General features: G+C 55.9%; 18 protein-coding genes and 1 pseudogene. 5 read left to right on the plus strand and 14 right to left on the minus strand.

The annotated features are described in order from the left end of the window. Positions 1–63: 63 nt before the first annotated feature. Positions 64–1,122 (minus strand): MraY family glycosyltransferase, encoded by a 1,059-nt coding sequence (locus V6D20_16250; protein HEY9817332.1) that lies wholly within the window; start codon positions 1,120–1,122, stop codon positions 64–66. A 310-nt stretch (positions 1,123–1,432) separates the two neighbouring features. Then, positions 1,433–2,722 carry a serine hydroxymethyltransferase gene (gene glyA / locus V6D20_16255; GenBank protein ID HEY9817333.1) on the minus strand — a complete coding sequence of 430 codons (1,290 nt, stop codon included), beginning with the start codon at positions 2,720–2,722 and terminating at the stop codon, positions 1,433–1,435. A 539-nt stretch (positions 2,723–3,261) separates the two neighbouring features. Here glyA and V6D20_16260 point away from each other — a divergent pair. Together V6D20_16260 and V6D20_16265 are read left to right on the plus strand one after the other, a co-directional pair. After that, positions 3,262–3,456 carry a hypothetical protein gene (locus V6D20_16260; protein HEY9817334.1) on the plus strand — a complete coding sequence of 65 codons (195 nt, stop codon included), beginning with the start codon at positions 3,262–3,264 and terminating at the stop codon, positions 3,454–3,456. Positions 3,457–3,676: 220 nt separating this feature from the next. Beyond that, entirely contained in the window at positions 3,677–4,156 is a 480-nt protein-coding gene (locus tag V6D20_16265) for a Tic20 family protein (GenBank protein ID HEY9817335.1), read from the plus strand. Here V6D20_16265 and V6D20_16270 read toward each other — a convergent pair. Beyond that, a complete protein-coding gene (locus V6D20_16270) occupies positions 4,137–4,637 on the minus strand; it encodes a GNAT family N-acetyltransferase (GenBank protein ID HEY9817336.1) in 501 nt (166 codons plus the stop codon). The genes V6D20_16265 and V6D20_16270 overlap by 20 nt on opposite strands. A gap of 19 nt (positions 4,638–4,656) precedes the next feature. Next, the gene (locus tag V6D20_16275) at positions 4,657–5,490 is read right to left on the minus strand and encodes a tetratricopeptide repeat protein (protein ID HEY9817337.1); all 834 of its coding nucleotides are present in this window, start codon (positions 5,488–5,490) and stop codon (positions 4,657–4,659) included. A gap of 133 nt (positions 5,491–5,623) precedes the next feature. Between V6D20_16275 and V6D20_16280 the strand changes: the two genes are divergently transcribed. Continuing rightward, positions 5,624–7,099 carry a DUF697 domain-containing protein gene (locus V6D20_16280; GenBank protein ID HEY9817338.1) on the plus strand — a complete coding sequence of 492 codons (1,476 nt, stop codon included), beginning with the start codon at positions 5,624–5,626 and terminating at the stop codon, positions 7,097–7,099. A gap of 217 nt (positions 7,100–7,316) precedes the next feature. Here the strand turns inward: V6D20_16280 and V6D20_16285 are convergent, their stop codons facing one another. The 10 genes and pseudogenes from V6D20_16285 to ispD all read right to left on the minus strand — a co-directional run bounded on the left by V6D20_16285 (position 7,317) and on the right by ispD (position 18,817). Next, positions 7,317–8,465, minus strand: coding sequence for an alanine--glyoxylate aminotransferase family protein (locus tag V6D20_16285; GenBank protein ID HEY9817339.1), 1,149 nt, complete (start codon positions 8,463–8,465; stop codon positions 7,317–7,319). 246 nt (positions 8,466–8,711) lie between these two features. Then, positions 8,712–10,070 carry a hypothetical protein gene (locus tag V6D20_16290; protein HEY9817340.1) on the minus strand — a complete coding sequence of 453 codons (1,359 nt, stop codon included), beginning with the start codon at positions 10,068–10,070 and terminating at the stop codon, positions 8,712–8,714. 786 nt (positions 10,071–10,856) lie between these two features. Beyond that, positions 10,857–12,428: an AAA family ATPase gene (locus tag V6D20_16295; protein HEY9817341.1), complete on the minus strand. Its 1,572-nt coding sequence runs from the start codon at positions 12,426–12,428 to the stop codon at positions 10,857–10,859. Between the two features lie 40 nt (positions 12,429–12,468). Then, positions 12,469–12,822: a hypothetical protein gene (locus tag V6D20_16300; protein ID HEY9817342.1), complete on the minus strand. Its 354-nt coding sequence runs from the start codon at positions 12,820–12,822 to the stop codon at positions 12,469–12,471. Between the two features lie 208 nt (positions 12,823–13,030). After that, entirely contained in the window at positions 13,031–13,984 is a 954-nt protein-coding gene (locus V6D20_16305) for a DUF4349 domain-containing protein (GenBank protein ID HEY9817343.1), read from the minus strand. 301 nt (positions 13,985–14,285) lie between these two features. Beyond that, positions 14,286–14,948, minus strand: coding sequence for an HAS-barrel domain-containing protein (locus V6D20_16310; protein HEY9817344.1), 663 nt, complete (start codon positions 14,946–14,948; stop codon positions 14,286–14,288). Between the two features lie 142 nt (positions 14,949–15,090). After that, positions 15,091–15,279 (minus strand): annotated as a pseudogene (locus tag V6D20_16315) (NAD(P)H dehydrogenase subunit NdhS). 226 nt (positions 15,280–15,505) lie between these two features. Further along, complete coding sequence (gene rodA, locus V6D20_16320) at positions 15,506–16,765, minus strand: rod shape-determining protein RodA (GenBank protein HEY9817345.1); 1,260 nt, start codon at positions 16,763–16,765, stop codon at positions 15,506–15,508. A 72-nt stretch (positions 16,766–16,837) separates the two neighbouring features. Then, complete coding sequence (locus tag V6D20_16325; GenBank protein ID HEY9817346.1) at positions 16,838–17,911, minus strand: Mrp/NBP35 family ATP-binding protein; 1,074 nt, start codon at positions 17,909–17,911, stop codon at positions 16,838–16,840. A 213-nt stretch (positions 17,912–18,124) separates the two neighbouring features. Next, positions 18,125–18,817, minus strand: coding sequence for a 2-C-methyl-D-erythritol 4-phosphate cytidylyltransferase (gene ispD / locus V6D20_16330; protein HEY9817347.1), 693 nt, complete (start codon positions 18,815–18,817; stop codon positions 18,125–18,127). 182 nt (positions 18,818–18,999) lie between these two features. On the opposite strand from ispD, the gene V6D20_16335 reads away from it, so the two are divergent. Then, on the plus strand, positions 19,000–19,956 hold the full coding sequence (locus V6D20_16335) for a glycosyltransferase family 9 protein (protein ID HEY9817348.1): 957 nt from the start codon (positions 19,000–19,002) through the stop codon (positions 19,954–19,956). A 38-nt stretch (positions 19,957–19,994) separates the two neighbouring features. Further along, entirely contained in the window at positions 19,995–20,603 is a 609-nt protein-coding gene (locus V6D20_16340) for an HAD family hydrolase (protein ID HEY9817349.1), read from the plus strand. Positions 20,604–20,711: the final 108 nt, after the last annotated feature.

Consider the following 20,711-nt stretch of genomic DNA (forward strand, 5'->3'; position numbering starts at 1 on the left):
ATCCTGTGGATTCAATATCGGGTTGGATCTGAGGTAATTTCTGAGGCAATTGTATAGGATTGCTTAGCTGCTGGAACGAGAGCGAGCGTGGCGTTTTGCTTTCCAGCCAATATAGGCAAATAGCACCGTGGCAGCGATCGCATAGGCAACGCCACTGGGAATATTGGAAAAAGCCAGGGCGAGGCTACCGACCCATAGGGTAAGAGAATAGATGAACAGAACCGTGAGCCGATGGGATAGGCCAGCTTCCAAAAGGCGGTGGTGGAGGTGGCGTTTGTCGGCAATGAAGGGAGAGTTGCCGCTGCGCAGGCGATCGACAATTACGGCAAACATGTCCAAAATCGGTACGGCTAAAATCAAATAGGGCAGGAGCACCGCAACGGTAGTGACACTTTTCACTAAGCCAACAACGCCAATACCGGCCAGGGTAAATCCCATATAGTAAGCTCCCCCATCCCCCATAAAAATTTGGGCGGGGTTAAAGTTGTAGCGCAGGAAGCCAAGGGCCCCTCCCGCCAAAGCAGCAGCAATCAGGGCAGCAGCCGGCTGGTGCATAAACAGACTCGCCACCAGCATGACTACGGCAGCAATCCCAGATACGCCTGCGGCCAGACCATCGAGTCCATCAATCCAGTTGATAGCGTTGGTCATGCCCACCAGCCATAGAACGGTGACTGGCAAGCTAATCCAGGCCGGTAAAACGACCAGGCCATGGAAAGGAACGGTGAGAAATTCTATCTGGACGCCTACATACCAAGCTCCGGAGGCCGCGATAGACTGCATCGCCAGGCGGGATATCGCTGGTAGACCAAAAAGGTCATCAGCTAACCCAATTAGGAAGAAAACCAGACCGCCGATGGTAACGCCCCAAATTTCATACTCTTTGTCTTGGGGCAAAATGCCAAATCCGCCCAAGCTCCACACCGTCAGCAGGGCAATCAGGGCACCCAGAAAAATCGAGACGCCGCCAAGGCGCACCATGGGCTGGTTATGAACTTTGCGTCCGCCGGGCAAATCAACCTGACCACATTTCAGCCCGATCGCTTTGACGATGGGCGTGCTAACCAACACAACAACAGCCGAAATGATGAATGCAGCGAGATGGTAAAACTGGGGAGACATCTAAACTCGGTGGGTGCAAACGTAATGGGCGTTTTAGATGGCCACTTGGCCAAGGCTACTATGAACTATACACGCTGAAGACGATTTCATGCCCTAGCAGGTCTATCCCCAGCAGGTATCTTTGGCAAACCTTGCCGCTAGATGACATGGGATGGTGGACATATCCCTTTACCCTACACAGACGATGGAGCTAAGCCGGAAAGACTGTGTGATTTTTCGGCTGGCCATAGCAAGAGGCGCAATCCCCTTCGTAGAAGAGTTATGCGCCCCGTGCCTGATCATGACTTAGTGAGACATGATCGCTTTGACCCTAGACCAACGCCGGTGTAGGCTGAGTGGCCTGCAAGTGGGGGTAGAGGGGGAAGCGATCGCAGAGGGAGGCCACGCGCTGACGGCATTGCTCTGCTACGGCTTCATCGTCGGGATTCAGGAGGCGATCGGCGATGATGTTAGCGATCTCTGTGAATTCCGGTACACCCATGCCACGGGTGGTCATGGCGGGGGAGCCAAGCCGTAGTCCGCTGGTTACGAAGGGAGATTCGGGATCGAAGGGCACGGTGTTTTTGTTGGCGGTGATGTTGACGCCGCTCACCAGTTGATCGGCGCGCTTGCCGGTCATGCTAATAGAGCGTAAGTCCAAAAGCATGAGGTGGTTATCGGTGCCATTGGAGACAATCTTGATGCCGCGAGCCTGGAGCTGAGTGGCCATAGCCTGGGCGTTTTGAATGACCTGGGCAGAGTAGGTCTTAAAGGCGGGCTGGAGGGCTTCGCCAAAGGCCACGGCTTTACCAGCAATCACATGTTCTAGAGGCCCACCTTGGGTGCCAGGGAACACGGCTTTGTCAAACTGTTTGCCCAGTTCGGGATCGCGGGTGAGAATCAGACCGCCCCGAGGGCCACGCAGAGTTTTGTGGGTGGTGGTGGTGACGACATCGCAATAGGGAAGAGGGTTGGGATGGTGACCGCTGGCCACAAGCCCAGCAATATGGGCAATATCGGCAAGCAGGTAGGCACCTACTTCATCGGCGATCGCCCGGAAGCGATCGAAGTGGATGATGCGGGGATAGGCGGAGTAGCCACAGATGATCAGCTTGGGCTTGTGCTGCAGGGCTAGGTCACGAATATTGTCGTAGTCGAGCTGTTCGGTTTCGGGGCTGACGCCGTAGTGGCAAACCTTAAACCACTTGCCCGATACATTCACGGGCGAGCCATGGGTGAGGTGGCCGCCATGGGATAGATCCATGCCCATAATCGTGTCGCCGGGCTGCAAAAGCGCTAGGAAGACAGCGAAGTTGGCTTGTGCGCCAGAGTGGGGCTGGACGTTGGCATGGGCTGCACCGAAGAGTTCCTTGGCGCGATCGATAGCAACTTGCTCAACGCGATCGATAAATTCACAGCCGCCATAGTAGCGCTTGCGGGGGAGCCCTTCAGCATATTTGTTAGTTAAAACCGAGCCTTGAGCTGCTAGGACGGCAGCGGAGGTAAAGTTTTCGCTAGCAATCAGCTCTAGGTGTTCGCGCTGGCGCTGTAGCTCCTGCTGAAGAATTTCTGCTACAACTGGGTCGGACTGGTTCAAAAAATCTGCGTTAGTCTGAGTCACAAGTAAGCTCTCCGAAACTCTTGGTCACAATGATTAGGCGTAGCCGATCTCTCCCTACAGGCGGTGGGTGATAGGCAGATGACGATATCGGGGTGGTATGGGGCTCTGGGGGTACATCTTGCCTTGAAGGTGCCGTTCAAAGGGGCGATCGCGAATGCCAGGCAGGGGAACCTTAAGTTAGACTGGCTCACCAAACCTTGGCGGTGCATGGTGCGATCGCTCAAGTCTCTAATTGTAGCGTCATTTTTTCAGGGCACAGCGGCTATTTTGGGTCAGGAGGATCGGTTCCATAGAGCAGGATCAATATCTAAATCGTGATCTGATCGTGATCTAGGTTACGACGGCGATCGCCGTCCCATGGAATGCTGGAAGACCTTGGCTAATTGCTGCATCCCCTTGTAAACCTATCGTGAATGTAATGTATGGATATGTATGGATTGCCCAGTGTTGCTTGATCCCCTCCCATACAATAGGGAAAGACTGCTACTCCATGTGGCACTCTCAGGACACGTTATCGACATAGGGAATGGAGGTGGCTGATGTTAGTCATTCTCACCGAACGTCAATTACTCTCACCGCAGCATGTGTGTCAAGGATGCTTGATGGCAGACCAAAGCGGACAACCCCGCTGGCACGATGGGCAATTGATGTGTGGTCGGGCGCTGGGGAAGGGGGGTGGCCCTGCCAACCAGTACGAATGCCAGATGGGCTTCCGGGTTGCCAATATTGATTAGTTGGTTCATCCGTCGGCTGGATTTGGTCAGTAGATAAACCGGTGATGAACCCGCGATCGCGCTTGCCTCAAGTCAGGTCTTCAAGACGGTTCTCGGGAATCCGCCCATCGGCCGTTTGGGGAAACCTGTTAGATTAACCCTAGGGCGCTGTGCTGTAACGCATGTCACGAAGGGCAGTACGGCCGCCTCACAAACCTTTGTTTTAGAGGAGCTTGAACGCATGACGTGGCGTAGTTCAACAACCACCGTGAGCGATCGCATTTTTGCCTGCCTACCCTACCTTCTACCGTTGATTGAAGGGCTGACGCTAGGGCGCTTCATCTTTGCTCAGTTTCCGGCGCTGCAGGTGGTGCTCATTCCAATTTTTCCGATCCTGCAACTGTATAGCAGCATTCCCTTTGCGGGGCTGATTATCTTCTTTGCTCTACTGCTGTTGGTGGTGCGTAACCCGTCCATTAGCCACTTCATTCGCTTCAACACCATGCAGGCGATCATGATCGATATCATTATCATCGTCAGCAGCTTGATCCTCAGCCTGCTGGGCAATGGACTGAGCACCGGGTTGATTGGCGAAACCGTCAACAATGTGCTGTTCTTGGGCATGATCGCGGCGGTTGGCTATTCGGTGGTGCAGTCGGCCCTAGGTCGCTATGCCGAAATTCCAACGATTTCTGATGCAGTCAATCTACAGGTGCGCTAGCTGCATTGGGTTCAGTCGGGGGCATGGTGTAGCTCATGAGGGCGCGATGGAAAACCACACCCCCGCGAGTCACGGTTTCAGTGCCATCGGTGTGAAACCCAAACTTGGCAAACAGGGGGCGACTTAGTTCGCTGGCTTCGGCGCGCAGGTTAAGGAGCTGGTGCTGTTGAGCCCAGGTGATGGCCGTGGACAGCAGGCGCGATCCAATCCCTTGCCGTCCATAGTCGCCATGGACAAAGAGGGCGCTCACTAAGCCATCGTCCATGAGACCGACAAACCCTAGAATGCGATCGCCCTCCTGAGCGACCCATACCCGGCCGTCTTGCAGCCAATGCTGAAAGCGATCGCTGTCTTGGGGGGTGGCGGCCCAGGCTTGGACTTGCTCGGGACTATAGTACTCAGGAGCCAAGGTTGTCACGGCGTGGACGAAGATCGCTTCGAGGTCAGAGCTGTCGTCGATAGTGGCGGTGCGAATAATCATGGTAGGCGATCGCAATGGCTTACTGCAGGGTGATAAATCGTCGGAGGGCGTCCACCATGGTAGGCGGCCAGCGGCGAGTGGTTTCTACCCATTGAATATCTTTGTAGCGGCGATCAAGACCGATGGCGGCCACCCAGTTGCTCTCGGCTTCGCCTAGCTGTCCCGTGACCCAGAGGGCGGCGGTGAGGGCGGCGCGCATGTCGGCAAAGCGGGGATATTTGCGTACCAGATTGCGCATCTGCCGCAGGGCGTCTTCGGTTTCGCCCACTTGGTACAGAGCAAGGGCGTGATTAGCTTGGGCAAACGCGTATTCAGGGGCGAGGTCGGCAGCCATTTTGTAGTCGGCGATCGCTTCTTGCCAGTTGCCTAGACCCGCTTGGGCATTACCGCGATTGTTGTAAGCGGCGGGATCGTTGGGTTCGAGTTCTAGAACGCGGTTGTAGTCAGCGATCGCCTCTTGGAATTTGCCTAACCCTTCTAGGGCCGTACCGCGATTCAGGTAGGGATCCGGAGCACTGGGGGCCAGGCGGATGGCCTGGTTATAGTCGGCGATCGCCTCTTCGAGTTTATTTTGGCTCACCCGAGCATTGCCACGATTACTCCATAGGGCAGGATTGTCGGGCAGTTGCTCTAGCAGGTCTGTCCAATAGGCTTCGGCGGTGGCAAAGTCGCCAGCATTGGTGGCGGTGAAGGCCTGATCGCGGAGTTGTTCAACAGCGTCTTGGTCGGCGCTGGGTAGCTCTTCGGGGATAGCCTGCCCCCAAGCAGCGCCTGGCATTAGCCACAACAGGCAGGCGAGCAGTAGGGGTAAAACGGTGGGTAGAAATCCCAGATTGGGGCGTTTGATAAGCATCGTTTCTTAAGGTGGAATGAGCAGTTGGGATCGCAGTCAGGCGATCGCTACTATAGATTGTAAGAAGATTGTAAGACCTGTGCTGGTTGGGTCTAGGGTAAACCAGGGCGATCGCTTGAGGAGTTGAGAACCGTTGATCGATTCATCGCAAAACTGGGCAGCATCTGGAGATTCGGCGGATGATCTACGGGATTTGGATGCGGTCATTGACGATGTGCAGTCTCTCCAGCATGATCTCAGCTATCAGCTCGCCCAAGATACGCTACGGCAGCTTGTGCAACAGCTTGACTTGACGCCCCGAGAGCAGGCAGGGTTGAGCCACGAGATTGAACAACTCACGGCCATGCAGACCAAGCTAGAACAGCAGGTGGTGCATATTGCTGTGTTTGGCATGGTGGGGCGGGGGAAGTCGTCGTTGCTGAATGCGCTGCTGGGGCAGGAGGTGTTTGCCACGGGTGCCGTGCATGGGGTGACGAAGATGGTGCAGGGAGCGGCTTGGCAGGTGTCTCAGGAGGCGATCGCCGGCTGTGATCAGGATCTTTTGACGGTTTCATTACCGGGGGTTGGCGGATCCCGGATTGAGCTGCTGGATACGCCGGGTCTGGATGAAGTGGGCGGCGAAGCGCGGGAAGTTTTGGCGCGGCAAATTGCCCAACAGGCGGATCTGATTCTGTTTGTGGTGGCCGGGGATATTACCCAGGTGGAATATCAGGCCCTGTCGCAGTTGCGGGAGGCCAGTAAGCCGATGCTGCTGGTGTTCAACAAGGTAGATCACTACCCACCGGGCGATCGCCAGGCTATTTATGAAACGATTCGCGATCGCCGCGTGCGGGACTTGCTATCGCCCGAAGAAATTGTCATGACGGCGGCGGCTCCAGTGGTGACCCAAGCAACGCGGCGGGCGGATGGCAGTCTGGCCATGCATCAAACCCAGGGCACACCGCAGGTAGATGACCTGAAGCTGAGGATTCTCAACCTGCTACATCGGGAGGGGCGATCGCTGGTAGCGCTGAATACGCTGCTCTATGCCGATACGCTGAATGACCAGCTCGTGCGTCGTAAGCTGGAGATCCGCGATCGCAGTGCGGAGGACATTATCTGGAGTGCGTCGATTGCCAAGGCAATGGCGATCGCCCTCAATCCAGTCACAGCGCTGGATCTCGTGGGGGGAGCAGCGGTGGATTTGACGATGATCGTGGTGCTCTCGAAGCTCTACGGCATTCCCATGACGGAGCATGGAGCTCTGAATCTATTGAAAACCATTGCCCTAGGCATGGGGGGAATTCCCTTGAGTGAGCTCTTGGCCACCTTGGGACTCAGTTCACTGAAGGGGCTGCTTGGCTTGGCCGCTCCAGCCACCGCCGGGCTGTCTCTGGGGGCCTATATTCCCGTGGCGATCGCCCAAGGTAGCGTGGCCGGAGTCGCGTCCTACAGTATTGGCCAAGTGGCGAAGGTGTATTTAGCCAATGGAGCCACTTGGAGCGACACGGCCCCCAAGGCGGTGGTGCAGGATATTTTGGAAACCCTGGATGAAACGTCGATTCTCAACCGAATTAAAACGGAGCTGGCAGCTAAGCTGGGGCAGCCTAGGGCAACGTCTGACAAATGAGATCGGGGCTGCGACCAGCCCGAACGGTATTGGGGTGATCCCGAGGGGTAAGGTTATCTCGTGTAGGGCTAGGCTTCGACCGGCTCAGCCCGAACGATATTGAGTACATGAGGGTGCTGGGGGCGATCGCTGTCTTGGTACCGGTGGCTCTCAAAGTGCCCAAATGGGTGACTCAGACGCGATCGCTCCTATGACTATCTATCCTGTCTAACGGGATCTAGCCATTCAGTACCTTAGCCGCAGCGCTAACTCCCGCGCCGGGGGTAAAGCCTTCAGCATGGAGGGCTTGTAGGGCTGCTTCGATGGCGGCGATCACGGTCAAAATATCGCGATCGCTGACAAAGCCGAGGTGACCAATGCGGAAAATCTTGCCTTTGAGGTGATCCTGACCACCGGCTAGGGCAATGTCAAACTGCTTGCGCACGATCGAGCGAAGCTGTTCGGCATCCACGCCGCTGGGCATGACGGCCGTAACCGCCGGGCTAGCGTGGGAATCTGGAGCAAAGAGAGGCAAATTGAGGGCAGCGATCGCGGCACGGGTGGCGGCACGCTGACGGGCGTGGCGGGCAAAGATGGTCTCCAATCCTTCGGCTTTCATCATCCGCAGGGCGGCTTGCAGGGCCACGATCAGATTGATGGCGGGGGTGAAGGGATTGGTGTTTTTGACCGCTGATTTACGATATTTGCCAAGATCTAAGTAGTAGCGGGGGAGCTTGGCGGTTTCGTAGGCGGCCCAAGCCTTGGGGCTAACAGCAACAAAGCTGAGCCCTGGGGGAATCATGTAGCCTTTTTGGGAACCGGAGCCGACGATGTCTAAACCCCATTCATCGATGGGCAAGGAGCAAGCTCCGAGGCTGGTGACCGCATCAACGATAATCAGCGCTCCATGGGCTTTCACGACTTGGTTAATGGCTTCCAGGTCATTCAGCACGCCGGTGGAGGTTTCGCTGTGGGTGAGAATGACGGCCTTAATGGTTTTCTCGGTATCCGCTTCTAGCAGGGTGCGGAACTGCTCTGCTTCGAGAGGCTTGCCCCATTCGGCCGTCACCCGCTCGACGTTGAGACCATAGGCTTCGCATACTTCAGCCCAGCGATCGCCAAATTTACCGTTGCAGCCCGCCAAGACGCGATCGCCAGGGCTAAGGACGTTAATAATACCGGCTTCCATGGCTCCGGTACCGCTGGCGGTGAGCACCAGCACATCATTTTGGGTTTGGTGCAGCCATTTTAATCCTTCTGTCACCTCCGCCATAATTGCGGAAAAATCACCGCTGCGATGACCAATAGGATGTTTACCTAGGGCTTGCAAAACTTGTTCCGGAACGGGTGTGGGCCCCGGAATCATCAACATCAACTTATCGTCCATCTGTCCATCCTACTTCTAAGCAAACAGTCTATGCCTTCTGCCGTAGCGCTTAACGCTGGGCTGGCGATCGCCCCCTCGGGTGACTGGAAGGCAAGCGTGCATCTATGCGTTCCCTATCCTCTCGTCCCTTGTCCTCGGTTGGCATACTCCAGAATGACATAAGTTAGGAAGTCCATAAAGATTCTTCCCGAAAGAATTTATGCTGCGGCGATCGAGCCAGACCTGGATGGATGGGGTCAGGCACTGCTAACTGAGGTCTGCGTCGCTCTGGTCGGAGGGGGGAATGGAGTTGCTGGATGAGGCTGGGGGGGGTGAGGAACGGGAACCAGGCCGCCGCAGGCGTCGCCGAATTAAGAAATCAGGAACAGCTAGGGTGCCAAAGTGGGAACTGAGGGTGGCGTCTTCCGTATCATCACCATCGCTGGCGGGCAGGGTTTGCATGGCGTCAAGCAAGTCTGCCAAAGCTGGGATGATATCGGGATTGGGCGTGCTATCGGTAAGGGTTTGCTGTAGGGCATCCCGCAGTTGGCGCATCTGACGCTGACTGACGGTGTAGCGATCTTTCCAGTGCTGAACCGCGGCTTCGTATTCGCTGGCCTGTTTAGCCTGTTTCAAAATCTGCTCTTGCATTTCAGCATTTTGGCGATCGCGCTCGGTGAGGCAAGCATGTTGGCGATCGCGTTCACCTTCAAGCTCTTGGCACTGCTGCTGGAGTTTGGCAATTTGGCGAGCTTGCTGCTCCATGTGCTGTTCAAGGCTTTGGCGCTGTAGCTTCGCACGGGCTAGCTTTTGAATCGGCGTTTGCCCATTGTCATCAGCTGAGGCTGGATCTGAAGCACTTAGCCAATGTTCTGCAGCGGCATCAGATCCGGGGGCAGGTTGGGAGGAAGGTGGATCCGTCTCGGTTTGGAGCGATCGCTCTTCTAGACGCAGGTACAGCTCCCGAATGCGCTGATGGCAGGCGCTGATTTCCATCTCCAATTCCACCACGCGGGAATGGGCGGTGAGGGCTTCGGCTTCAAGGTCGAGGATTTGCCGCTGACGAGCTTCGAGGGCGGTTTGCAGATCCTTAATGGTGGTATCGAGGCGCTGGTAGTGGATGCGGGTTTCGTCCCGATCGGTTTCAAGGCGATCGTGGAGACCTTCGAGGACGGTGGAGTGATCATCCGCGAGGGTGTTAATGCGTTCTAAAAGCTGGAGGAAAAATTGATCGCGATCGCCCATGCCGGCCCGATACATCTCGATGGCCTGCTGTTGGCGCTCAAGCTGCATTTTTAATTGGGCGATCGCCTGCCGCTGAATACTGGCATAGGCTTCGGTGGTCGCCAACTGGGTTTCTAAAATGCCCTGGTCTCGCACTTTCAACCGCAGCTCATCGAGATACAGGAGCGCTTGGTCAAGGGCCTGCTCTAGGTGATAGATGCGCGAAAGCTGTTCATCATTGAGGGAACAAACCTGGGCAATTTCATGCACGAGGGTCTGCTGATCCACTCCAGCGCTAGAAAGCTGCAGCAAGGCTTGGCTAGCCACACGGCTCCACTGATAGCGCGACTGGTCATCCACAGACCAAAAACCATGAGGGCGAGATACCTCTGGTTGCGACACTCAGAACCTCCGAAACGTTGCTAATACTAGTTAGGGCTTGGCGGGACAAGGTCTGGACTTTTCAGCTAAATCCAGCTAGCTCTGAGATCCATGACCGGCAATGGTTATGAGCCTACAAGCACCCTGCGCCTTCATGGTCAGAACCGATACGACTACCCCTAGGAGACATGACCATGCCGTAAGCTTACTATACTCTCTCCCTAGAGCCACAGGCATTTGTTCTCTAAACTACATTTCCCTCCGCTGCAAGGGCATTGTGGTAACGATCGGCTGGGGGATCGGGAAAAAACCCTTGGTTGATGACAAACCTTGAAGCCTATTACCCTAAACCCCTCTCCCAGGTCATTAGAGAGGCTTTGAAAGTACCTGTACCTTAATTGCTCCCGTTCTCTTTCTGGTGAGAATGAGGGGAAACGATGAGTCAGACAACCAGGGGAGAATCTTGATTACCGAGAACCTGGTTTAGAGTAGTTTGATTTTGGGGACGCATGTTTTTTCCGAGGAGGGCGCTGGTAGCGTGATTCTTTATTACTACGGCGACGCTCCCTGCGCCACTGGGAGAGGCGTTGCTGGGCTCGGGCAAGGGGGGAAAGGTAATCACCATCAGGAGGTGAGCCTTGGGTATCTTTGGTCTGCCACCAAGCACCAGCCATCCCTCCGGCTGCTCCACCAACCGCCCCCAAGAGCAGTGCTAAAACTGGATCGTAGCCTACTATCCAAAATCCCAGAATGAATACAATCGCAAATTTAATGCCTGTATTAACAGCGGTTCTGGTCATGCTGTTGCTAGTGATCGGTTGCCTTCAGTGTAGCAAGGGTTTCTTGAAGCAGGTCGGTGGTTGTCTGAGCCGCATTGAGGGAGATCACATAGGGCTGTTCGTCGTTGCTGAAGGGCTGAAAGGTTTGCTGGCGCAAGATATCTACGTTGGCATCGGCAATGTCACCGGTGCGGGCTTGGAGGCGGGCTGCCAGCAGGTCAAGGGGGGCGTTGCAGTGGACAATATGCAGAGGCAGGTGGGCGGTTTGAGCCTGGGCGATCGCTGCCTGTCGGTAGTCTTGGCGATCGTATTTGGCGTCTAGGATCACGGTGTAGCCATCTTGGGCTAGTTTGATGCCAAGGTCTAGGAGGCGATCGTAGGTTTGGGCGGTCATGGCTGGGCTGTAGAGGTCGTCGCCTCCGCGTTCGTAGAGGGGCACGCCGCCGAGATGTTTGCGCACGGCATCGGAACGAATGTGGATACCCTCTAGTGCAGTAGCGATCGCTCGCCCGAGGGTAGTTTTTCCCGATCCCGATAGCCCAGACATGAGGATCAACTGGCCTGGGCGGGGCTGGCTGAGCTGCCAGGCTAAGCGATAGTAGAGCGCGGCTGTCTCAGAAATAGATTGCTTATCTTCGGATGGAATACCCGGATCGTTGAGCAGGAAGGAGGTCACTTTGGCGCGGACGTAGGACTGGCGGCTGACGTAGAGGGGAAGAATGTGCAGACCGTCCCAATCGCCGGAGGCTTCTGCGTAGGCATTTAAGAAACAGGTGCTGAGGTCGGGACGCTCTCGGGCTAGCAAGTCCATAACAATGTAGGCAATGTCGAACATGACATCGACAAAGCGAAAGGGTTCGTTGAATTCAATGCAGTCAAACAGCCAGAGCCGTCCTTGCCAATCGCAAATATTGCGCAGGTGCAGGTCGCCGTGGCATTCTCGGATGCGATCGCTCTCCATCCGGTCTTGGAACAGGTCTTGCCGTTCAGCAAAGAAGCGATCGGTGTAGTGGCGGGTTTCGTCAAACTGCTGCTGGGTTTGGGGGCCGCCGATGTACTGTTCGGTTTGGTCGTAGTTTTCGTCGATGGATTGGCGGACGCTGGCAATCTCCCCAAAGCTGCGAATGTAGTCGCTGGTGACGGTGGTTTGGTGGAAGGCAGCGATCGCTTGGGCCAGTGCTTGCAGACGGCTCTCGGTGAGTTCGCCGCGATCAAAGCAGGCGGTGAGCAGGGCGTCTTGAGGAAACTGCCGCATTTGTACGGCATAGTCGATGATGGACTCGGTGGGCGGGTTGGGCTGGCTAGCAAGCTGGAAGCGATCGCCCGCTTGGACAATCGGCAGCACCGCTAGGTAAAGCTCAGCGGCGGTGCGTTGATTCAACCGCAGCTCTTCTTGGCAAAAGTGACGACGCTTGTCCAGGGTGGCATAGTTGAGAAACCCAAAGTCCACCGGCTTTTTCACCTTGTAGGCATAGTCTCCAGTCAGCAGCACGTAGGACACGTGGGTCTGGATGAGCTGGATGGGTTCCTGCACGGGATGGGGGTAAAATCCGGGCTGGAGCATCTGTTGAATGAAGACTGGCAGCGTCGTCTCGGTCATGGGTTACAGGCCACGAAGTTAGCGAGACGATTGTAGCGAATTATCGGTTACCCAAGGCCAGCACAAGGCTAATAGCAGCGATCGCCCCCAGCAAAACCCAACCACCCCGTTGACCGATCCAACCCCGGAAGCGATTGCCCCAGCTAGGTCGGTAGGCGATCGCCTCTGGGCTCTGCTCTGTGGAGGTATAGAGGGTGCAGCTTTCAGCATAGGGGCGCTGGGGGAAGGTGCAGGTATCGTCGGCGTGGTAAAGGCAGGTGGCGCAAAGAGAGCCGCTGGGGGATTGGTACAGCGGAATACCAGGATGACCAAAAGCCTTAAGGGGAGCACGGCAGAAGGGGCAGGCGATCGCTTCCTCTGGAACGGACTGGTGACAGTGGGGACAGTCTGGCATGGGCTGGGTTGGTATCAGCAGAACTGTCTTTATCCTAGCGGTTACCCAGAGATAGACACGCTCCCAGAGATCCATTAGTCCCAGAGATCCATTGGAATCCATTGGAGGTGTATAGCCCAGGGATGACCTTCAGGAATTGCTCTCCCAGGAATTGCTCTCCTAGGGATCGATGCAGGGATGGATGAGGGGATGGATGATCGGGTGGGGCCTACTCTTGGGCAGGCGGCACGGCTACGGGAGCAGGGCGATCATGCCTGAGAGATTTGCTCAGAAGATATTTGACAGCGAAGACCATGCCCACTCCCGATAGCCAATAGGGACTGAACACCAGCAGCCAGATGATCAGCTGAACGAGGTCTACGGTCAGTTTACCTACCGCAACTTTGGCCTGCTGCCAGGTACGGCTGATTTGTGTGCCTGCGGATGGATCTCCCGAGGCGATCGCTCCTTCAGTTTGCAGGGTGAGGCGAATGGTGGAATAGCTGACCTGGTTGCGCAGGGCGCTGAGCTGGGCGTCAATTTGTTCGATGGAGGCGCGAATGGTATCCAGTTCCCGAGCCACGGTGAGCACGTCGTTCATATCACCCGATCGCTCCATGATGTCGAGGACAAGCTCCTCGGACTTCCGCAGGTTCCGCAAGCGAGCGTCATAGTCTACCAGTTGCGCCGATACGTCTTGGGCGGACAGGCTTTGCTGCTGAATGTCACCTAGTTCAGACAGAGAGGCGATCGCCCCATCCAGTTGGGCTTGGGGCACCCGTAGTTCTAGGGAGGCAGAGCGGGGCTGTTGCTCATCCCGAGGGCGTGTGGTGTTCAGGGAGAGGAGGTCACCTTGGTATTGGCGGGCGATGGCGTTGACGGCAGCTAGACTATCGTCGATGGACTCGACTTGGATAGTGAGTTCAGCTTGTTTAATCAGTTGGGGCTGCGATCGCGGCACGGTGGTAGCGGCGGCGAGGGACGGGGCACCGGCTTGGTTCTCTGCGCCGGGGGCGATCGCCTCGGGGCTGCTGGGGGCTACCATATCTCCACTAACGGGCGCTGCAGACTCCGCCATCTGGCTCTCGTTGGAAGGAGCTGCCGCACAACTGACCATGAGTGTGCCGCTAGCTAGTATGAGACCTAGGAGCGATCGCCCTTGCCGCTGAATTGAACTAACCATGACTCTCATCCTTTGCTTGTAAACCATCGGTGTTAATGGCTACAGCTATTCTGGCTGGTTTACCGAAGAGATAGGGTTAGGTTACAAAAATGGAAACCTAGGCAAAAGACTGGGCTGATTAGCTGATCCATTCTTTCCCATCATTCCACAAGGTGAGAGCAAGAAAGTGCAGACCTTTCAAAGCCCCTCTACCGACCTGGCAGAGGGGTTTGGGGTGAGGGTCTTCAAGGTTTGTCCATCAATCGGAGGGGATGTCTAGCTGTGATCTGTTCGACTTCGCCCAGTCTACGAGGTATGACGGCTAGGGATGCAGTTGTCTGAGGATCACCTGCAGGCGATCGTAGTCGTCTTTCAGCAAGATGCTCAGGGTGCGGCCAACCTGCACCAGCCAGTCGCGATCGGCTTGACGGACGCTATAAATCTGCCGGATGGAGGCGGCAATCAGGGCATCGACCGGGGTATTACCGAGGTCGAGGAGCGATCGCAGAAAGTCGAGGCGATCGGTGAAGCTGATGATCTCCTCGGGTTGGCAGTAGTACACCGCTTGGTGAACTTGCGGCGGGCGCGGCGGTAGATATTGGTAGGTGACGGTGGCGGGGCGCTTGCCGTTGGTGGTTTGGGGCGGTTGGAAGCCGACTAACGCGGCATTAAACTCGGTTTTGAGCATGGCAAAAATCTGGGGCTGCTGCTCTCGTAGCTCTTGCAGCGATAGCCCCAAGGCCCGAGCCCGATGGACAGAGTCGATGGGGCTGGTGGTGGCATGGTAGACCACGGCGTAGATTTGGTTGCCGGATTCTTCGTCCATGGCTTTCACCCAACTGCCGAAAGGTGGCATGGCGGGGAAGCTGAGGTCATCCGGATCAAGGCACTGGGCCAAAAATTGCGTGGTTGACGTTTCGACCACTTCTGCAAAGTGACCCGGTGTGCGGCGCTGGGTGGCAAATTGGGGGAGAGGCAGTCGCATGATGGGGAATGTTGAGGGGCGATCGCCTCCTCTTGCCTCTTACCTTGGGCCATAGGGGCGATCGCTCAGACCACCCCAATCATACTGAATGGCTAGATATTTGGCGATGTTTGCCGATTCCCCTCAATTCACCTAGCTCTGTCTATTTCTTGCGTCCGGCAGTTGCATCCACAGCTTCAAGTTCAGATAGGGTAAACGTTACGAGCTTATCCCAGTTGCCACCTTCAAAGAGTACAGCGGCTTTGCCATCGCTGATGCGCTGCACTAAGCCTTGAAATCCATAGTAGGTATCATCAAGATTGGTGACCCGAACGACTGATCCAGGAAAAATCATGGTGTGTCTAAACCTTTGCAATAGCTTTTCTATAGTTCAATGTAGACGATTCTAGGACGAGAGCGATCGCCAGAAAGTATTGGATCGCTCCTAGGGGGATGCGTAAGTGATCTCCAGTCAAGGAAGCTACGTTGGCGGGTTTCGGCGACGCTCAACCATCTTCTCATTAGGATTTGAGCTGTGAGCGATCGCTAGGATTCGCAGATCCATCCTAGGGTAACAGTCAAAATCGTAGACGCTGACTGCGATGGTTAGCAATGGATTCCACGATGCCTAGGGCTATAAAGTTTGTTAGCAGAGCCGATCGCCCATAGCTAACCCACGGGAGCGGAATGCCGGTGACAGGCGCTAGACCAATGGTCATGCCCACGTTGACGAGCACCTGAAAAATGAGCATGGATAAGACGCCAATGGCAATCAAGGAGCCGAAGTTATCCTTGGCATTTTGAGCAATAATCACCAACCGTAGGCAAATCAGCCAGAAGGCAACCAGCATGACCATGCAGCCAATAAAGCCGAGTTCTTCACCGACGGCGGAGAAAATGAAGTCGGTGTGTTGTTCTGGAATGAAGCTGAGCTGAGTTTGAGTGCCTTGATTGAGACCACGTCCCCATAGCTGCCCAGAGCCAATGGCAATACGGGACTGAATCAGGTGATAGCCACCGCCTAAGGGGTCTTTATCGGGATCCAGAAACAGGATGAGCCGATCTTTTTGATAATCTTTCAACAATCCCCAGAGCACCTGCCCCAAACCGCCGGAAACGAGGTTGACGACGGTGGCCCCCAGCGCCCCAAAGAAAGCCCAAGGCAAGGTACGCCAGCCAATGACACCCATGGCCACAACCCAGATGACCCAGACTGGAAAGGATATGTTGAACAGAATGGCGGCAGCTAAGGGAGAAACGAGCAGCACCAGCCAGCCTGGATTGGCGTTGCCCCAGTAGAGCATGCCCAGGGTGATCGCTCCAAATACAAGGGACGTCCCGAGGTCGGGCTGGATGAACACAATGCCCCAAGGAACAGCGATCACGGCCAGAGCTTTGATCATCATGGGCAGCGTGGAGGCGGTACGTTCATGCAGAACGCCTGCCAAGGTGATGATGGCTCCGATTTTGGCAAATTCGGAGGGTTGGATGTTGAAACCACCGATGGTAATCCAGCGCTGCGCCCCTAGGGCCTCGGTACCCACGAACATCACGGCTAACAAGGAAATATTGGTGACGAGGTAGATCAGCCAGTACCACTGGATGAGATTGTCATAGCGCCAGCGGGCCAGGATCATGACGATCAGTAACCCAATTCCACCAATCACCCAATGTTGCCACCAGTCGGTTAAGCCTTCGCTCAACTCGGTGCTGCGGATGATGATCCCAGCAAAAAGGGTCATGCTAGTCACAATCAGCAGCAACAGCCAGTCCATGTCCTGCCAAGGCTGGACGATGCCTCGTAGACTGAAGCGCTTGGAGATGGGTTTATACGTCATAAGTTGAGAGCGTGGAAGGAGCAGGGCGGCGATCGCGTTGTCGATCACTCAGAATAGTCTTCACGGGCCAGGCTAGGCACTCAGGGCAGCTACAGAAACTCGGGCGGCAACCTGCTGAGTGATGGCGGTCAAGGCCTTGGCGGAAGCGGACTCAGGAGCTGCGAGCACAATGGGAATGCCGCGATCGCCCCCTTCTCGAACAGCGGGTTCAAGGGGCACGCAACCTAGGAGGGGCACTCCTAGCTCTTGGGCCGTTTTTTCGCCGCCACCGGAGCCAAAGATGTCGTATTGGCGATCGGGTAGGTCGGGGGGAATGAAATAGCTCATGTTTTCCACGATGCCAATCACCGGCACGTTGAGCTGTTGGAACATTTTCAGACCGCGCCGGGCATCGCTGAGGGCCACGGATTGGGGGGTGGTGACAATGACGACACCGGCCATGGGAACGGCTTGGGCCAGGGTAAGCTGGGCATCACCGGTGCCAGGGGGTAGATCAACAATGAGGTAGTCCAACTCGCCCCACTGCACTTGGTAGAGAAATTGACGGATGATGCCGTTGAGCATGGGGCCGCGCCACACCACGGGCTGATCGCGATCGATCAGGAAACCCATGGAGGCGACTTTGATGCCGTGGTTGAACGCAGGCGCGAGGACGTCACCCTGGGGGCTGGCCTGCACCATCACCTTAGCGTCAGATAGACCCAGCATGATCGGGGCATTGGGGCCATAGATATCAGCATCTAGGAGACCGACCGTAGCTCCGGCAGCGGATAGGGCAGCGGCGATGTTGACAGCGACGGTACTTTTCCCGACGCCACCTTTGCCACTGGAGACGGCGATGATGTTGCGAACGCCGTCGATGCCTTGGCGATCGGGGAGGGATTTTTGTTGGGGGGTTTCGGCGGTGACGTCTACGTCGATGGTCTCCACACCGGGCAGGGTTTTAATCGCAGCTTTGCATTCGTCTACGATAAATTCTCGGAGGGGGCAGGCGGGGGTGGTGAGCACCAAGGTAAATTTCACCTGTCCTTGGTCGATGGCAACATTGCGGATCATGTTGAGTTCGACCAGGCTCTTTTGTAGTTCGGGGTCTTGTACGGGGCGCAAAACCTCTAAAACAGACTGAGCATCAAGCGTTTCAGGCATTGTGTTCTCCAAGCTCGGCGGGCGATCGCCCATAGCTAGCAATCACCCCATGATACGGTTCTTAATGATCAATCTTAACGCTAGGGGCGATCGCTCTCTCAAGGGACTGTCGATAGTTAGCATATGGCTTCGGCTTATGGCGGATCTTGGCGTAGCCAGATCCGGTTACTGTACCCTGATGGAGCGATCGGATGAGCGATTCGATCAGGGTGCTTAGCCTTGACTCCGGCGCTGGGTGAGGATGAGTTCAGCGATCGCTAGGTCAACCGGGGTCGTGACCTTGAGGTTGGTGTCTTCGCCCATGACCACCTGCACCGATCGCCCGCATTGCTCAAAAAGAGCCGCATCATCGGTGACCTCCCAGCCGTTGCGCTGACCCTCAGCATGGCAAGCTTTCAGGTCATCCACGTGGAAACCTTGGGGCGTTTGGGCAGCCCAGAGCTGGCGGCGATCGGGTGTGTCGAGGATGAGCTGAGAGCCGGGGTCAACCACCTTGATCGTATCCTTGACCGGGATGGCAGCAATTAGCCCGGCATGGACTTGCAGGGCCTCTGCACAGCGATCAAACAGGTCAGGGGTGGCCAGGCAGCGGGCCCCATCGTGGATGAGAACGCGGTCGGCGATCGCCGGCAAGGCTTTGAGGCCGTTGTAGACCGACTCTTGGCGCGTGCTGCCGCCGGGGATGAAGTGGACGAGTTTAATGATGTCGAGCCGGGTGGCGATCGCCTTAAACTCTGGCCAATCATGGGGTTGACCAATAATGCCAATCCAGTGAATCGAGCGAGCGGCAACAGCGGCCTTCAGAGTCCAGGCAAAAATCGGGTCTCCCAAGAGCGGTAGGAGTAATTTGTTGCGATCGCTGCCCATGCGCCGCCCTGATCCGGCGGCCGGAATGAGTAAATACACGGCTTGTGTTCAGTCCTCCCATGACGACGAGACGTATAACGTGAAGCTGCAAAATCCGTTGCAAAATTCCTACAAGCCAGCCCCCTCTAAAGAAGTTTTCTAAGGATGGAGCAGGATTGAGCAATATTCCCCCCTATCTTCCCCTAAAATAATGAGCGGAATAAGCGTCATGAAACATTCTTATGCGAGTAGTAGCTCTTGTCCCTGGCGGGATTGGCGATCAGATTTTGTTTTTCCCGACCTTGGACAGCCTCAAGCGAACCTACCCCCATGCCGTGATTGACGTGGTGGTTGAACCCCGCGCCAAGGCAGCATACCGGGTTTGCAAGTCTGTGAACGATGTATTGCTGTTTGACTTCAAAGATCGAAACAGTCCGGCTGACTGGGCAAATTTGCTCGGTGTGATTCGCGATCGCTACTACGATGTTGCTATTTCCTTAGGGCAACGCTGGGGAGTTGGTTTTCTCCTATGGCTGACGGGGGTGCCCAGACGCCTCAGTTATGAAAGTACGGCCTCTTGGCTGCTGACCGATCCGGTGCCGCTCAACCAAGAGCAGTATGCGGCGCATATGTACCACGATCTGCTCCAAGGCTTGGGGATCGACCAGCCCTGCCCTCCTCTATCGATTCAATTGCCGAAGGCGGATATTGAATGGGCAGAAGCGGAGCAAAAACGCCTAGGTCTTGGTTCTGGCTATGTGATGATCCACGGTGGATCGAGCAAGCTGGCGCTGACGAAGGGCATCGACAAGATCTATCCGGTGGCAAGCTGGCAGCAGGTGATCCAAGATGTGAGGAAACGGCAGCCCGATCTACCAATCGTGATTGTGCGCGGCCCAGAAGATCAGGACTGGGTAGATGCTTTGCTCAGTGGCTTCCCAGACCTGAAGGTGACGGCTCCAGCAGACATTGGCAAACTAGCGGCGATGATTGCCGGAGCTAACCTGATGCTCTGCACGGATAGTGGGCCCATGCACTTGGCGATCGCTCTCCAGGTTTATACGCTGGCATTATTCGGTCCAACGGATCCAGCCAAGCTGATGCCCAAGAGTGATAAGTTCAAAAGCATCAAGTCGCCGACGGGTAAAATGTCTGACATTACTCCGGAGGCGGTGCTCAAGCTACTCTGGGGCGAGTAGGAGCTAGCGTAGTTCAACGTAGTGAGTGGATCGGTGCCTTGAAGTCCAATGTGTCGTCGTTGCGTCCGGCGGTGTTTTTAGATCGCGATGGCGTTCTCAACATCGAAGCGGGCTACATTCATCTCCTCGAAGATTTGAACCTTGTACCAGGGGCGGCCCAAGCGGTGCGACGGTTGAATGATCGAGGTCTTTTTTGCTGTCTCGTGTCCAATCAGTCTGGCCCCTCCCGGGACTATTATCCGCGCAGTCATGTAGAGGCGTTGCACGATCGCCTCTGTCGGCTGTTGTGGGATGAGGCGGGGGCGAAGCTGGATGCGCTTTACTATTGCCCTGACCTCAGTCCGCCCGAGGGGGGGCTCGTGGAGGAATTTACGCGTTGGACAACGTGGCGCAAGCCCAATACGGGAATGCTGGTGGCGGCGGCCTGGGAGCATGGGCTGGATATTCGCCGCAGTTTTATGGTGGGAGACAAGGCGACGGATATAGATCTGGCGCACAATGCTGGATGTACGGGCATTTTGGTGCAAACAGGCTATGGCGATCGCGTTCTCCGAGGCGAGTATCAACACGAGACGCAGCCGGATTACATTGCCGATGATCTCCCGATGGCGGCCGACTGGATTTTGCAGCAGGGGGGCGATCGCTGACGATCTATGCCAGACTGTCGTTCTGGGCGTGCCTGCTAACTCAGCCCTATTTTTATGAAAAATGTTGGAGATAGTAGTTACAAGGCTTCATGAACTGGACAGAGCTAA

It is taken from the genome of Candidatus Obscuribacterales bacterium (assembly GCA_036703605.1).
Classification (GTDB): Bacteria; Cyanobacteriota; Cyanobacteriia; order RECH01; family RECH01; genus RECH01.

Coding starts and splice junctions, on each gene's coding strand:
- V6D20_16250 (HEY9817332.1), bottom strand. CDS start 1,122: ATGTCTCCCCAGTTTTACCATCTCGCTGCATTCATCATTTCGGCTGTT.
- V6D20_16260 (HEY9817334.1), top strand. CDS start 3,262: ATGTTAGTCATTCTCACCGAACGTCAATTACTCTCACCGCAGCATGTG.
- V6D20_16265 (HEY9817335.1), top strand. CDS start 3,677: ATGACGTGGCGTAGTTCAACAACCACCGTGAGCGATCGCATTTTTGCC.
- V6D20_16270 (HEY9817336.1), bottom strand. CDS start 4,637: ATGATTATTCGCACCGCCACTATCGACGACAGCTCTGACCTCGAAGCG.
- V6D20_16275 (HEY9817337.1), bottom strand. CDS start 5,490: ATGCTTATCAAACGCCCCAATCTGGGATTTCTACCCACCGTTTTACCC.
- V6D20_16285 (HEY9817339.1), bottom strand. CDS start 8,465: ATGGACGATAAGTTGATGTTGATGATTCCGGGGCCCACACCCGTTCCG.
- V6D20_16295 (HEY9817341.1), bottom strand. CDS start 12,428: ATGACCGAGACGACGCTGCCAGTCTTCATTCAACAGATGCTCCAGCCC.
- V6D20_16300 (HEY9817342.1), bottom strand. CDS start 12,822: ATGCCAGACTGTCCCCACTGTCACCAGTCCGTTCCAGAGGAAGCGATC.
- V6D20_16305 (HEY9817343.1), bottom strand. CDS start 13,984: ATGGTTAGTTCAATTCAGCGGCAAGGGCGATCGCTCCTAGGTCTCATA.
- V6D20_16310 (HEY9817344.1), bottom strand. CDS start 14,948: ATGCGACTGCCTCTCCCCCAATTTGCCACCCAGCGCCGCACACCGGGT.
- rodA (HEY9817345.1), bottom strand. CDS start 16,765: ATGACGTATAAACCCATCTCCAAGCGCTTCAGTCTACGAGGCATCGTC.
- V6D20_16325 (HEY9817346.1), bottom strand. CDS start 17,911: ATGCCTGAAACGCTTGATGCTCAGTCTGTTTTAGAGGTTTTGCGCCCC.
- V6D20_16335 (HEY9817348.1), top strand. CDS start 19,000: ATGCGAGTAGTAGCTCTTGTCCCTGGCGGGATTGGCGATCAGATTTTG.